Below are 13,001 nucleotides of genomic sequence, written 5' to 3'. Positions count from 1 at the left end.
TCCGCTTCAGTCTAACCGCTCATCGGGGTCGGTTCCGTGCGCGGTCCACAGCGCGTCGAGTGCTTCGGGGGTGAGGAACGCCGAGGTGAGCGCCTTGTCGGGGTTGTGATCGGTGCCCTCATCGGCCCACTTCTCCCGGGCGCGCCCCAACAGCTCCGCCGGCAGTCTGCCGGCGGCGTTGACGACCCTCCACCACGTGACATTCGACCCGAACTCTTTCATCACCCGGCCCACGTAGCGCGGCGAGCAGTCGGCGACGATGCCGACGCTGCCGTAGCTGACGACCCGGCCGGTGGGGACGAGTTCGACGATGCGCAGCACCCGTTCGACGACGATGTCGTCCATTCCGCCCCTTCCGTCGGTCAGTGTCCTCTGAGAGTCCGCCTGGAGATGAGCCTACTGCGCAGACGTTAGAATGGAGACCATGTTCATGGGCATCAATGGGACCGAGATGGTCATCCTCGTGATCGTCGCACTCGTGGTGATCGGGCCCAAACGCCTCCCCGAATACGCGCAGAAGCTGCGGGATCTCGTCCGTCAGCTCCGCCGCATGGCCGAAGGCGCGAAGGACAACGTCAAACGTGACTTCGGCGATGACTTCAAGGACGTCGACTGGCAGAAGCTCGACCCCCGCCAGTACGATCCGCGTCGCATCGTCCGTGAGGCCCTCGTCGAAGAGGATTCGGCGATCCGCGAAGCCAAGCGCCGGGAGCAGGACGCGACATCGGGTACGACGACAGAGAGCACGTCAGCGGGCTCGAACCCGGCATCGACCGAAACCGGCTCGGCGGGCACCGCCTCGGCGGGTGCGGGTGCTGCAACGGCGGCACAGCGCTCTCCGATCGAACGGTTCCAGGCGCAGCACGCCAAACGCGACCGCTCCGCCCCGGCCCCGTTCGACCCCGACGCGACCTGATCTCAGGCGGCAGCGAAGCAGCCCACGCGACTGGAAGCCCGACCCCGACGCGCCCTGTACTACAGCGGCAGACACGCAACAGCCCCGAGGCGACCATTCGGTCGCTTCGGGGCTGTCGTATGTCTCAGTGCGGTCAGTTCCGGCGCACGTCCGGGTGCTCGGGGTTCGAGCACAGGGCGTTCGAGTAGCCGCGGCAGAAGTACTCGGCGCTCTTCTCAAGCTTCTGGGGTGCGAACAGGTCGGAGACCGTCACGGGGTAGAAGCCCTTGTCGAGCACGGTGCTGAAGACCTCGGGGGCGGCGTCGACGGTCGAGGGATGGATCGAGTGCATGAGCACGACCGATCCCGGCTTCGTCGCGGTCCGCACGGACTGGACGACCATCGAAGAGCTCTTCGAGCGCCAGTCCTCGGTGTCGACGTCCCACATGATCGAGGGATGGCCGAGCGCCTTCGCGGTGGCCTTCGTCAGGGCGCCGTAGGGCGGACGGACCAGGGTCGACTTCCCGCCGCCGGCGGCTTCGATCTCCTTGTTCGTGTCCTCGATCTGCTTCTTCACCGCGTCCGGGGACTTCTTCGACAGCTGCGGATGGTTGAACGAGTGGTTGCCGATCTCGTGTCCGGCCTCGGCCATGCGCTTGACGACGCCGGGATTGTGCTTGACGTTCTTGCCGAGCAGGAAGTAGGTCAGTCGCACGTTCGCGGTCTTCGCGGCGCTGAGCAGACGGTCCTCGACGTCGGTCTCACCGGGACCGTCGTCGTAGGTCAGGGCGACGCACGGCAGCAGCGCGCACGAGAAATCCGGATCCCGGTCATCGGCGCCGTCAGGCAGGGTCAGGGGAGTGTGCAGTGCCTTGGCGACCTTCTTGCCCAAGGTGGTGAGATCGTCGGAGCGCACCGACTCGCCGTCCTTGAGCAGGGCGCCTGCGTCGTCGGCGGAGATCGCGGCGGGGTCGACGTCGCCGGCGAACAGCTTGGCGGCATCGACCGTCGTGTCCGTCGCGAGGTCGGTGACGAACGCGCGGGTCATGCCCGCGGCCTTCGCCGTCGGGCTCTGCGAGGGCGCCGAGGTCTCCGACGCCGTCGGGCTCGCACCGGTGCCCGCGTTCTCCTTCTGGCTCACCGAGCTGATGAGGTAGGAGCCGCCTGCGGCGATGATGCGGTTGCTGATGTCGACACCGGTGTCCGCGCCCTCGGATGTCGGTCCGGTGCTCGGCGTCGGCCTCGCCGAGGCGGCCGGAGGGGTCGCGAACGCCGCCGCCTCCCAGCGCTGAGAGGGATCGGTGAGCACGGGATCGAAGGCCTTGCGTCCCGCGAAGGCACCGGCGGCCTCGAAGCTGTCGAGGACGACCTTCTCGGTCTCCTGGCCCAGCGACGTCGCACCGGGCAGGCCGAAGAGGTGCGCGTTGAGCTCCGGCGTCGATTCTTCGTCGACGATGGCATAGCTGCGCAGCGTCTTCGTCAGGGTCGCAAGGTTGTCCGAGGCGTTCTTGCGGTAGGACTCCACGGTGGCTTCATCGGCTGCGTCGTCGTCGCGGTTCTGCCCGGCGATCGTACAGCCGGAGAGGAGGATGAGGGCGGTCGACGCGGCAGTGAGGGCCGCGGCGCGCCGCAGGGACGAAAACGGCCGCAGGGGAGTATGAGTCAAGAGGAGGTCCTAGCGGGAGACTGCAGATGTCTATGGGGATATGTCATTCAGTCTAGGGGCCGCCGCTGACGCGGGAATCATCGACCGCCGCGACGAGAAAAGCGCCGATCGCGCCGCTGACCTGGGGCGACGGGCATTAGCGGGGATGTCCGACTACAGATGTCAAGGGCATAGATCACACGATGGATGCTCGATCGTTGTGCAGATGACGAAACTGTTACTCGAAACAGAGCCCGCCCTCAGACTGAGCCCACCTTCGGACTGGGCACGCGCTCGGCAGAGCCCACCCTCAGACTGAACCCACTCTCAGACCGGGCTGAGCCCCAAGGACCGTCCCGACAGTCCCCGGGAGCGCTGCGCGAGCCGGGTCGCGAGCGACTCCAGCGCCTGCGCGGCGGGGGAGTCGGGGGCGGAGAGGACGACGGGGGTGCCGGTGTCCGAGCCCTCCCGCACCGCGGTGTCGAGGGGGATCTGGGTGAGGAGTTCGACCTCGGTGCCCGTCGTCTCCGCGAGGTTGCCGGCGACGGTCGCGCCGCCGCCGGAGCCGAAGACCTCCATGCGGGTCCCGTCGGGCATCTCCATCCACGACATGTTCTCCACGACCCCGGCGATCGGCTGGTGGGTCTGGGTGGCGATGGCACCGGCCCGCTCGGCGACCTGCGCGGAGGCCTGCTGCGGGGTGGTGATGACGAGGAGCTCGGAGCTCGGCAGCAGCTGAGCCACGGAGATCGCGATGTCCCCGGTGCCCGGGGGCAGATCGAGGAGGAGGATGTCGAGGTCGCCCCAGAAGACGTCGGTGAGGAACTGCTGGAGGGCGCGATGGAGCATGGGGCCGCGCCACACCACGGCCTGATTGCCGGGCACGAACATGCCGATGCTCATCACCTTCACCCCGTGGGCGACCTGCGGGATGATCATCTCGTCGACCCGTGTGGGCTGGCCGGTGAGTCCGAGCATCGTGGGGATCGAGAAGCCGTAGATGTCGGCGTCGACGAGCCCGACCCGCAGACCCTGCTTCGCGAGCGCCGCGGCGAGGTTCGCCGTCACCGAGGACTTCCCGACCCCGCCCTTGCCGGAGGCGATCGCGTAGACCTTCGTCAGCGAATCGGGCTTGGCGAACGGGATCTCACGCACACCTGTGCCCTGGAGCTTCTCGCGCATCGCGGTGCGCTGTTCGGGGGTCATCGTGCCGAGTTCGACTGTGACCTCGGTGACGCCTGCGACCTTGCCCACCGCCGCCTCGGTGTCCCGGGTGATCGTGTCCTTGAGCGGGCAGCCGGCGATCGTGAGCAGCACGGTCACGGTGACCCGGCCGCCGTCGATGCTGATGTCCGAGACCATGTCGAGGTCGACGATGTTCCGGCGGATCTCGGGGTCGATGACGGTCCGCAGCGCCTCGGTCACGGTCTCGGTCGTCGGAGTCTCTGTCATCGGCTCATCCCTTTCCCTTCTCGCGGGCCTTCGACCCTGCCGTCTCGTCCCGGTTCTCCTCCTCGAGCTCCTTGAGCAGGTCCTTGAGCTCGGAGCGGATGAAGTCACGGGTGGCGACCTCGCGCATCGCGATCCGCAGGGCCGCGACCTCACGGGCCAGGTACTCGGTGTCGGCGAGATTGCGTTCGGCCCGCTGCCGGTCGTGTTCGAACTCGACCCGGTCGCGGTCGGCGCTGCGGTTCTCCGCCAACAGGATGAGCGGGGCCGCGTAGGAGGCCTGGAGGGAGAGGATGAGGGTGAGCAGGGTGAAGTTGAGCGAACGCGGATCGAACTGCACCGCCTCGGGCAGCAGGGTGTTCCACAGCAGCCAGACGGCACAGAAGACGGTCATGCCCACGAGGAAGGCCGGGGTGCCCATGAAGCGGGCGAACGCCTCGGCGCCGCGGCCGAAGGTCTCCGGGGAGATCGCGAACCGGGGCAGCTTGCGTTTGGAGGAGCGGGGGACGTCGAAATCGTCGGTCGGCATGGTTACCCCCTTCTGTGGTCATCGCGACCGGTCGTGCGCCAGTCCTCGGGAAGCAGCTCGTCGAGGACGTCGTCGACCGTGACGACGCCGATGAGCCGGTCGTTGTCGTCGGTGATCGGCACCGAGACAAGATTGTACGCCGCGAGGAACTTCGTCACCTCGGCCAGTGACGTGTCCGGCGGCATCGGGTCGACCTCGGTGTCGAGCATGATGCCCACCGCCTCGTGCGGGGGATGGCGCAGCATCTCCTGGATGTGGACGAGCCCCAGATACTTGCCGGTGGGCGTCTCGATGGGCTGACGGCAGATGAAGACGGCGGCCGCGAGCGCGGGCGGCAGATCCTCGCGGCGGACGTGGGCGAGCGCCTCGGCGACGGTCGTCTCCGGGGTGAGGATCACCGGTTCGGTCGTCATCAGACCGCCCGCGGTGTGCTCGTCGTAGGAGAGCAGGGTGCGCACGTCCTCGGCGTCGTCGGGTTCCATGAGCGTGAGGAACTGCTCGGCCTGTTCGTCGGTGAGCTCGCCGAGGAGGTCGGCGGCGTCGTCGGGCTCCATCTCCTCGAGCACGGTGACCGCGCGTTCGGTGTCGAGGGCGGAGAGGAGTTCGACCTGCGTGTCATCGGGCAGCTCCTCGATGACATCGGCGAGGCGTTCGTCGTCGAGCGCCCGAGCCACCTGGAGGCGGCGTTCGGGAGTCATCTCGAAGAGGACGTCGGCGAGGTCGGCGGGCTTCGTGTCCTGGTAGGCCGCGATGAGCTGCGTGGCCTCCTGGTCCTGTGCGGAGTCGGCCGGATGGTCGGCGTCGGACCACGAGATCTGCATCGTCTCCCCGCGCCGGCGGAATGCGGAGAACGCGGTGCGCTCCTGGACGCGGCGGACGAAGAGGCGGGTGACCTCCCAGTCGCGGTTGACCTGCTGTTCGATGCCGACGTCCTCGATCTGGACGGGGGAGTCGTCCTCGCGCAACCGCAGACGGCGGTCGAGGAGGTCGTTGACGACCAGCGTCTCCGAGCGCCGCTGTTCGAAGCGGCGCATGTTGACCAGGCCGGTCGTGATGACCTGACCGGCGTCGATCGAGGTCACCCTGCCCATCGGGACGAACACACGGCGGCGTCCCGGGACTTCGACGACGAGTCCGATGACGCGCGGGAACTGGCGCATCGTCGTGCGGTAGACGATGACGACGTCGCGGACCCGGCCCACCTGGTCCCCGAGCGGGTCGAAGACCGGGGCGGAGATGAGGCGGGCGACGAAGACGCGTTTCGAGGAGCCACTCATGATCCCAAGCCTACTTCGTGACCCGGTGGGCTTCAGCGTCGTCCGCGTCACGTCCGAGTGTTCAAGTCAGCTTGTCGCGCAGGTGCCCGGGCCCGTGGGCGGCCTAGTGCGCGGCGCCTGCTGCTAGGGGATGGCGGAGAACGCCTCGGCGAAGTCGGGGGCGATGTCGGCAAGCGTCGGCGGCTGACCCCACGACTCATCGACCGGGGTAGCGCTGACCACGGCGTCGATGATCGCCAGGGTGATCGCGTCCGCGGCCGCCGCGGTCATCGCGATGAGGGCGGCGCCCGCCTCGGCGGGGTCAGCCGGCAGGGGAAGGTCCCCGGTGGCAAGGGCGAAGACGGTGTCGCCGTCGGCGAGCGTGTGCGAAGGGCGCACGGCCCGGGCGATGCCCGGATGCCCGCCGGCTGCCAGGCACGCGGTCTGCGCGGTGTCGAGACGGGCGTCGGTGGCGACGATCGCGAGCGTCGTGTTCGTCGCCGAGGCGGTCGGTGCAGGGTCGGGGGCTGGCAGCCCGGGCAGCGGCGGCAGGTCCCAGCCGACTTCGGCAAGCAGCGGACCCGCCCACAGCGCCCCGGACTCGGTGCCGATCGTCCCGAACGGATTGGCGACGACGAGGGCCGCGACCGTGTATCCGCCGGGCACGCTCACCGACACCGAGCCGAGAGAGCTGCGCAGGGTCTGCCTTCCGGCCCGTGCCCCGCAGCCGACGCCGAGGCTGCCGCGGACCTCCACTGGCACCGCCGATCCCGCGGTGCCGGCATCATGGTCGGGCGTGCCAGCTCTGGCCGGCCCGACTCCGGCCAGGGCGGCACGGGTGGCGTCGGCGCCGTCGGCGATCGTCGGGAGAGCGAGGTGCCCACCGCGCCCGAGGTCGTAGATCGCGGCACCGGGCACGATCGGCACGACCGCGTCGATCAGCCCGGGGGCGGGAAAACCGCGCCCCGCCTCGGCGAGCACCTGGGAGACTCCGGCGATCGAACGCAGGCCGATCGCGGACCCGCCCGTGAGCACGAGCGCATCCGCGCCGTAGGCGTGGGCGAGCGGGGAGAGGACGTCGGTCTCGTGGGTGGCAGGCCCGCCGCCGCGGACGTCGACGCTCACACTCGAGCCCGCGGGCGGGAGGAGCACGGTGACGCCGGTGAGCCGCTCGGAGGTGAGTTGGCCGGCATGACCGAGCGAGATCCCCGGAACCTCGAGGATCCCCCGCCCGCGGGTCGCGGTCATCGTCCCTGGACCCAGGCTTCCACCTCGGCGCGGGTGCGGGGGAAGTCGGCGGAGAGGTTCTCCACACCGTCGGCGGTGACGAGGACGTCGTCCTCGATGCGCACGCCGATGCCGCGGAAGTCCTCCGGGATGAGGAGGTCGTCGGCCTTGAAGTACAGGCCGGGTTCGATCGTGAAGACCATGCCGGGTTCGATGACGGCGTCGAGGTACATCTCCGCCCTGGCCTGCGCACAGTCGTGGACGTCGAGGCCGAGGTGGTGGCTGGTGCCGTGGACCATCCACCGACGGTGCTGCTGGCCTTCGGGGGAGAGCGCCTCGGCGGCGGTGACCGGGAGGATGCCGAACTCCTCGAGGCGGGCGGCGATGACCTCCATGGCCGCCTCGTGGACCTCACGGAACCTCACGGGGCGCTGGGCGTGCTCGGCGGCGACGGCGAACGCGGCGTCGGAGGCGGCGAGCACGGCATCGTAGATCCGCCCCTGCACCTCGGTGAAGGTCCCGGACACAGGCAGGGTGCGGGTGATGTCGGCGGTGTAGAGGGAGTCGGCTTCGGCTCCGGCGTCGACGAGGACGAGGTCGCCGTCTGCGACGACGCCGTCGTTGCGGATCCAGTGGAGCGTGCACGCATGGTTGCCCGAGGCCGCGATCGTGTCGTAGCCGATGCCGTTGCCGTCGCTGCGGGCCGCGGTCTCGAACGCGGTCTCGATGACACGCTCACCGCGGCGGTGGGCGACGGCCGTGGGCAGGGAGGCGACGACGTTGTCGAAGCCGGCGCGGGTGATCGCCACGGCCTGCCGCATCTGCTCGATCTCGTGGTCGTCCTTGATCAGGCGCAGCTCGGAGAGCATCTGCGCCAGCTCCGCGTCCCCGGCCTCCGAGGTCTCGAGGTCGGCCTGGACCTGGGTGCGGGCGAGGTCGATGACGGAGTCGATGCGGGTGTCGGCCGCGCGCAGCAGGCGCACGGAGATCGCTCCGAGGTCCTTCGTGATCGCATCGTCGACGGTCGCCGAGGAGGCTGTGGCGATGCCCGTCATCGTCGCCATCGCCTCTTCGTCGGCCCGCGGACCCACCCAGTACTCGCCGTAGCGGGCGTCGGAGAAGAACTCCTCGGTGTCAGCTCCCGCGCGGGGACGGAAGTAGAGGGTGACGGTATGCCCTTCGCCCTCGGGTTCGAAGACGAGGACGGCGTCGGGTTCGGAGTCGGTCTCGAGCCCCGTGAGGTGGATGAACGCCGAGTGGGCGCGGAAGCGGTAGTCGGTGTCGTTCGAGCGGACCTTGAGTGAGCCGGCGGGGATGACGAGGCGCTCACCGGGGAACGCGGCGGAGACCTTCGCACGGCGTTCAGGCGTGAAGCCGGCGGCGGCGAGTGCCTGGGCGTCGAGCGGGGTGCGGTCCCAGCCGGAGGCGACGAAGTCGCGGAACGCCTTCGAGTTCGGTCGGTGCGAGCGGTTGTTCACGCGGTCGGTCAGGGGCTGGTCGGTGTCCGTGCTGGCGGCGCTGTGCTCAGTCATGCCTCCATTCTAGGCACGGGGACGGTGCCGGCTTCGAGCCGTGGAGAAGCACCGCCTCGGCGAGTGGATAGACTTGGGCCCATGGTCATCGATCTCCATGCGCACACGGCGTTCTCGGACGGGACACAGAGCCCGTCCGAACTCGTTTCAGAAGCCTCGATGGAAGGCATCGACGTCGTTGGCATCACCGATCATGACACGACCGCTGGGTGGGCTCCCGCCGAGGAAGCCGCCCGGGTCTACGGGCTCGGGCTGGTGCGCGGCATGGAGATCTCCTGCCGGCACGAAGGGGTGAGCGTCCATCTGCTCTCCTACCTCCACGACCCGTATGCGACGGGGCTGGCCAGCGTCGTCGAGGAGACGCGGCGCTCGCGCCTCGACCGCACGCACCTCATCATCGACCGCCTCGCCGAGGACTATCCCATCGACATGGACGCCGTGCTCTCCGTGGCCGGCGAGGACGCGACGATCGGGCGACCCCACATCGCCGATGCGCTTGTGGCCGCCGGCATCGTCGAGACCCGTTCGGAGGCGTTCGCCTCGATCCTCTCCAGCCACGGCAAGTACCACGTGACCCTGCCGACGATCGACCCGATCACCGCGATCCGCCTCATCGCCGAGGCGGGGGGAGTCTCCGTCTTCGCCCACCCGCGGGCGGCCATGCGGGGTCTCGTCGTCTCGGATGCCGCGATGCGCGAATTCATCGCCGCAGGACTCGACGGTCTCGAGGTCGACCACCGGGACAACCCGCCGAACGAACGCGAGATCATGCGTCGGCTCGCCCACGACAACGACCTCATCGTCACCGGCTCCTCGGACTACCACGGCACGGGCAAGCCCAACCGCCTCGGCGAGCATTCGACGTCCGAGCACATGCTCGCCAAACTGCTCGACCGGGCCGCGAGCCGCCCCGGGGGAGTCGAGTTCATCCAGGGCTGAGGGCTTCATCCAGGGCTGAGCACGCGAAGCGCCCCGCCGCGAACGGATCGGGGCGGGGCGCTGTCGTGCCGGGGTGCGTCGCTGCGGCGGGGGTGTTCCGGCCGTGCTTCGCCGAGGTGGGACTACTCGGCGTTGGTGTCCGAGGACTCCGAGCGGCTGGCGCGGCCGACGGGCTTGCCGCCGCGGGTGCGGCGACGCTCACGGTTCCGGCGCGGCTTGCGCGGGGCATCCGCATCCCCATCACCGCCTCGGCGGGAATCCGAGCCGCCGCCTCGGCGGGCATCGGACGACGAACCCTGGGAGTCCGACTTCGACGACGAACCGCGGCGGCGACGGGGCCGCTCCTCACCCGTGTTGTCGGTGCTCTCCCCGTGCTTGTGGGGCAGGCGGCCCTTCGTGCCCTTGGGGATGCCGAGGTCGGTGAAGAAGTGCGGCGAGGTCGAATACGTCTCGGCGGGTTCGTCGTGGTCGAGGCCGAGGGCCTTGTTGATGAGCCGCCAGCGGGGCATGTCGTCCCAGTCGACGAGGGTGACCGCGACCCCGGAGTTGCCGGCGCGACCGGTGCGCCCGATCCGGTGGACGTAGGTCTTCTCGTCCTCAGGCGACTGGAAGTTCACGACATGGGTGACGTCGTCGATGTCGATGCCGCGGGCGGCGACATCGGTGGCGACGAGGACGTCGACGACGCCGTCGCGGAAGGACTTCAGCGCCTTCTCCCGCTGCGCCTGACCGAGGTCGCCGTGCAGGGCGCGCACCGCGAAGCCGCGGTCGGTGAGCTCGGCGGCGAGCTTGTCGGCGGTGCGCTTCGTGCGCGTGAAGATGATCGTCCGGCCCCGGCCCTCGGCCTGGAGCATGCGGGCGACGAGTTCGCTCTTATCCATCGCGTGCGCGCGGTAGACGTACTGGGTGGTGTTCTTGCCCGTGAGCGAGAGGTCCTCGTTGTCGTGCGCCCGGATGTGGGTGGGACGGTTCATGTACCGGCGGGCCAGGGTGATGACGGCGCCGGGCATGGTCGCGGAGAAGAGCATCGTCTGCCGGTTCGCCGGCAGGGCTGCGATGATGCGTTCGACGTCGGGGAGGAATCCGAGGTCGAGCATCTCGTCGGCTTCGTCGAGGACGACGGTGCGGACCTTGCTCAGCTTGAGCACCTTGCGGCCGTAGAGGTCGAGGAGGCGACCGGGCGTGCCGACGACGACGTCGACGCCTGCGGTCAGCGCATTGATCTGTGGTTCGAACTCCTTGCCGCCGTAGATCGTGACGATGTCGATGTTGCGCTGGCTCGATGCGGTGACGAGGTCCTGGGCGACCTGCTTGGCGAGTTCGCGGGTGGGGACGACGACGAGGGCCTGCGGCAGGCGGGTGGCGCCGTCGGCGGGCTGCCCGCCGGGCTCGTCCTTGCCGGTGACCCGCTGGAGCAGCGGGATGCCGAAGCCGAGCGTCTTGCCCGTTCCGGTCTTCGCCTGCCCGATGATGTCGGCGCCCGAGAGCGCCACGGGCAGGGTCATCGCCTGGATGGGGAAGGGATGGGTGATGCCGGCGGCGGCCAACGAGGCCACGATCGGTCCGGAGACCCCCAACTCAGCGAAATCGGCGTCTGTCTCCGCCATGTCTCAAACTCCTTTTGGCGCCTTCGCGCTCGTGATGGTGGCGAACCGGTACTCTTGACCTATGCCCGATTCGCACCTCTTGGCCAGTGCTGATGCTGCAACGCTCGCGCTGGTCGCCTACGGTGAGCTCACCGCCTTCGAGAGAATGGCGACGAATGCCTCCACAGCCCTCGATCTCGACGACACAGTCACTCTGTCACGACTGGCATCGCACTCATTCTCGCACTTCGAAGAGCTCTCGGCGCGCATCAGTGACTCGGGCCAGGATGTGATCGAGCTCTGCCGGCTCTTCGAACCGACGTTCTCGGTGCTCGCGGAGAGGACTCGTCCCCGTGACTGGCACGAGAGCCTCATGAAGGGCTTCGTCTTCGACGGGATCATGAACGACTTCTATCGCATGGCGGCCGACAAGCTCGATGAGCCCGCGCACAGCCTGGCAATTGCTGTTCTCGATGATACACGGGCCTCTGACTACGTCCGCAATCGTCTGACCGCCGATGTCGCCGAGGACACGCAGCTGGCCTCCCGTCTGGCCCTGTGGGGACGCAAGCTCGTCGCCGAGACCCTCGGCCGGGCCCGCCAGATGCTCACCGGCCCCGTGCTCGGCATCGAGGAGGATCTCGTCGTCGAGGCGATCCCCGCGGTGACGGCGAACCATTCGCGGCGGATGTCCGCTCTCGGCCTCGTCGCCTAGGTGCGCTGCCCCGTGAGGGTGTGATTCGCGCCGAGGAGGCTGAAGCGTCCCGAACACAGAGGAGCCCGGTCGCAGTGACCGGGCTCCTCTTTCGTCCGTGTGCGAGCGCGTCCGCAGCCGGCGCGTACGCAGGTGGCGCGGCGCAGGCCGTGTGACTCAGGCGGCGCCGAACCCGACGCGGCGCACAGCCTCGGTGCCGAGTTCGATGTAGCCGAGAGCGGTCGAGGGCACGAAGACCTGACGGCCCTTCGTGTCGGTGAACGTGAGCAGGGCCTCGGCCTTGACGGCCTCCTCGATGCGCGCGGCGAGGTCGGTGGCGGACTCGTCGGTCTCGAGGACGATCTCGCGCTGGGACTGGCGGACGCCGATCTTGATTTCCATGGTTCTCCTTGTGGCGTTGGTGGTCGTGTTCAGCTTAACGTCCGCACAGCGTCGGGAACTTCCCGCCGCCGCTCGGCTGTGAGCGAACGCGACCGCGGAAGCGACCGCGCCCGCAATCGACCGCGAAAGCGTGCGCGACAGTGCGCGGATGCGCCCGCGGTCTGTGCCGCACTACGGTCGTTCTATCGCACGACGGTGGCGAACGAGCTCAGCCCGCCCCAGCTCATCTGCGTGAGGAGGTCGACGGTCGCGTCGATGTCGATCTCGTGGGTGGCCTCGATCTGCTTGATGACCACCTCGGCGGTGCCGATGAGCGTCCGGCACAGCAGGTCCGCCTCGGCGTCGTCCAAGTCGGTGAAGCTCTGCAGGGCGGAGACGATGCTCGCCACCGTGCCCTCGCGCATCGACCGCACCCTGGCCTGCGCGGCAGGTTCGTAGACGTCGGAGTTGAAGAGGATGACGAACTCCTCACGATGGGAGATCGCGAAGTCGAAGTACGCCCGGTAGGTCGCCCGGATCCGTCCGCGCGGGTCGTCGGTCGAATTGAGCGCGTGTTCGACCTGCCCGGCCAGATGCCTCGCCGAATCGTCGATGAGAGCGAGGTAGAGGTCCTGCTTCGAGGCGAAGTGCTGGTAGAGCACGGGCTTCGACACGCCCGCCTCCTCGGCGATCGTGTCCATCGACGTCGTCCGGTAGCCCCGTCCGGCGAAGACCGCACGCGCGACCCCGACCAACTGGTCTCGTCGCTGTTCACGGGGCATTCTCTGCTGCGGGCTCGGCATCCTCCAATGTTACGCGAAGTCGGGGCGTGGGCAGGGCGGATCCGTCGTGTCAGTGGTCCGTGATG

At 68.9% G+C, this 13,001-nt stretch carries 13 protein-coding genes; 3 read left to right on the top strand and 10 right to left on the bottom strand.

The features are described 5' to 3' along the window. Nucleotides 1-6 precede the first annotated feature (6 nt). A complete protein-coding gene (locus AACX88_RS04560; RefSeq protein ID WP_339391914.1) occupies nt 7-345 on the bottom strand; it encodes an MGMT family protein in 339 nt (112 codons plus the stop codon). 70 nt (nt 346-415) lie between these two features. On the opposite strand from AACX88_RS04560, the gene AACX88_RS04555 reads away from it, so the two are divergent. Next, nucleotides 416-916: a twin-arginine translocase TatA/TatE family subunit gene (locus AACX88_RS04555; RefSeq protein ID WP_422614404.1), complete on the top strand. Its 501-nt coding sequence runs from the start codon at nt 416-418 to the stop codon at nt 914-916. A gap of 133 nt (nt 917-1,049) precedes the next feature. On the opposite strand, the gene AACX88_RS04550 is transcribed toward AACX88_RS04555, so the two are convergent. From AACX88_RS04550 to AACX88_RS04525, 6 genes are all read right to left on the bottom strand, one after another. Then, complete coding sequence (locus tag AACX88_RS04550; RefSeq protein WP_339391912.1) at nt 1,050-2,561, bottom strand: polysaccharide deacetylase family protein; 1,512 nt, start codon at nt 2,559-2,561, stop codon at nt 1,050-1,052. A gap of 306 nt (nt 2,562-2,867) precedes the next feature. Further along, nucleotides 2,868-3,992, bottom strand: a complete 1,125-nt coding sequence (locus AACX88_RS04545) for an Mrp/NBP35 family ATP-binding protein (protein ID WP_339391911.1) — start codon at nt 3,990-3,992, stop codon at nt 2,868-2,870. A 4-nt stretch (nt 3,993-3,996) separates the two neighbouring features. Beyond that, nucleotides 3,997-4,518, bottom strand: a complete 522-nt coding sequence (locus AACX88_RS04540) for a DUF1003 domain-containing protein (RefSeq protein WP_339391910.1) — start codon at nt 4,516-4,518, stop codon at nt 3,997-3,999. Nucleotides 4,519-4,520: 2 nt separating this feature from the next. Then, nucleotides 4,521-5,795 (bottom strand): magnesium transporter MgtE N-terminal domain-containing protein, encoded by a 1,275-nt coding sequence (locus tag AACX88_RS04535; protein WP_339391909.1) that lies wholly within the window; start codon nt 5,793-5,795, stop codon nt 4,521-4,523. Between the two features lie 123 nt (nt 5,796-5,918). Beyond that, nucleotides 5,919-7,022 (bottom strand): P1 family peptidase, encoded by a 1,104-nt coding sequence (locus tag AACX88_RS04530; RefSeq protein ID WP_339391908.1) that lies wholly within the window; start codon nt 7,020-7,022, stop codon nt 5,919-5,921. Continuing rightward, nucleotides 7,019-8,533 carry an aminopeptidase P family protein gene (locus AACX88_RS04525; RefSeq protein ID WP_339391907.1) on the bottom strand — a complete coding sequence of 505 codons (1,515 nt, stop codon included), beginning with the start codon at nt 8,531-8,533 and terminating at the stop codon, nt 7,019-7,021. The genes AACX88_RS04530 and AACX88_RS04525 overlap by 4 nt, the downstream gene beginning before the upstream one ends. Nucleotides 8,534-8,614: 81 nt before the next feature. Here AACX88_RS04525 and AACX88_RS04520 point away from each other — a divergent pair, with 81 nt between their 5' ends. Next, nucleotides 8,615-9,472, top strand: coding sequence for a PHP domain-containing protein (locus tag AACX88_RS04520; RefSeq protein WP_339391906.1), 858 nt, complete (start codon nt 8,615-8,617; stop codon nt 9,470-9,472). A gap of 122 nt (nt 9,473-9,594) precedes the next feature. On the opposite strand, the gene AACX88_RS04515 is transcribed toward AACX88_RS04520, so the two are convergent. Beyond that, the gene (locus AACX88_RS04515; RefSeq protein WP_339391905.1) at nt 9,595-11,079 is read right to left on the bottom strand and encodes a DEAD/DEAH box helicase; all 1,485 of its coding nucleotides are present in this window, start codon (nt 11,077-11,079) and stop codon (nt 9,595-9,597) included. Between the two features lie 61 nt (nt 11,080-11,140). On the opposite strand from AACX88_RS04515, the gene AACX88_RS04510 reads away from it, so the two are divergent. After that, the gene (locus AACX88_RS04510) at nt 11,141-11,773 is read left to right on the top strand and encodes a ferritin-like fold-containing protein (RefSeq protein ID WP_339391904.1); all 633 of its coding nucleotides are present in this window, start codon (nt 11,141-11,143) and stop codon (nt 11,771-11,773) included. A gap of 156 nt (nt 11,774-11,929) precedes the next feature. Here AACX88_RS04510 and AACX88_RS04505 read toward each other — a convergent pair whose 3' ends face one another. Continuing rightward, nucleotides 11,930-12,154, bottom strand: a complete 225-nt coding sequence (locus AACX88_RS04505; RefSeq protein ID WP_339391903.1) for a DUF3107 domain-containing protein — start codon at nt 12,152-12,154, stop codon at nt 11,930-11,932. 182 nt (nt 12,155-12,336) lie between these two features. Continuing rightward, entirely contained in the window at nt 12,337-12,936 is a 600-nt protein-coding gene (locus AACX88_RS04500) for a TetR/AcrR family transcriptional regulator (RefSeq protein WP_339391902.1), read from the bottom strand. Nucleotides 12,937-13,001 lie beyond the last annotated feature (65 nt).

This window comes from Brevibacterium metallidurans (assembly GCF_037101285.1).
Lineage (GTDB): Bacteria > Actinomycetota > Actinomycetes > Actinomycetales > Brevibacteriaceae > Brevibacterium > Brevibacterium metallidurans.
Note: the sequence above shows the minus strand (reverse complement) of the source record. Positions and strands in the feature narration are given on the sequence as shown.

Excerpts from the sequence above, each read along its gene's own strand:
- AACX88_RS04560 (WP_339391914.1), bottom strand. The coding sequence starts at position 345 with ATGGACGACATCGTCGTCGAACGGGTGCTGCGCATCGTCGAACTCGTC.
- AACX88_RS04555 (WP_422614404.1), top strand. The coding sequence starts at position 416 with ATGGAGACCATGTTCATGGGCATCAATGGGACCGAGATGGTCATCCTC.
- AACX88_RS04545 (WP_339391911.1), bottom strand. The coding sequence starts at position 3,992 with ATGACAGAGACTCCGACGACCGAGACCGTGACCGAGGCGCTGCGGACC.
- AACX88_RS04540 (WP_339391910.1), bottom strand. The coding sequence starts at position 4,518 with ATGCCGACCGACGATTTCGACGTCCCCCGCTCCTCCAAACGCAAGCTG.
- AACX88_RS04535 (WP_339391909.1), bottom strand. The coding sequence starts at position 5,795 with ATGAGTGGCTCCTCGAAACGCGTCTTCGTCGCCCGCCTCATCTCCGCC.
- AACX88_RS04530 (WP_339391908.1), bottom strand. The coding sequence starts at position 7,022 with ATGACCGCGACCCGCGGGCGGGGGATCCTCGAGGTTCCGGGGATCTCG.
- AACX88_RS04525 (WP_339391907.1), bottom strand. The coding sequence starts at position 8,533 with ATGACTGAGCACAGCGCCGCCAGCACGGACACCGACCAGCCCCTGACC.
- AACX88_RS04520 (WP_339391906.1), top strand. The coding sequence starts at position 8,615 with ATGGTCATCGATCTCCATGCGCACACGGCGTTCTCGGACGGGACACAG.
- AACX88_RS04515 (WP_339391905.1), bottom strand. The coding sequence starts at position 11,079 with ATGGCGGAGACAGACGCCGATTTCGCTGAGTTGGGGGTCTCCGGACCG.
- AACX88_RS04510 (WP_339391904.1), top strand. The coding sequence starts at position 11,141 with ATGCCCGATTCGCACCTCTTGGCCAGTGCTGATGCTGCAACGCTCGCG.
- AACX88_RS04505 (WP_339391903.1), bottom strand. The coding sequence starts at position 12,154 with ATGGAAATCAAGATCGGCGTCCGCCAGTCCCAGCGCGAGATCGTCCTC.
- AACX88_RS04500 (WP_339391902.1), bottom strand. The coding sequence starts at position 12,936 with ATGCCGAGCCCGCAGCAGAGAATGCCCCGTGAACAGCGACGAGACCAG.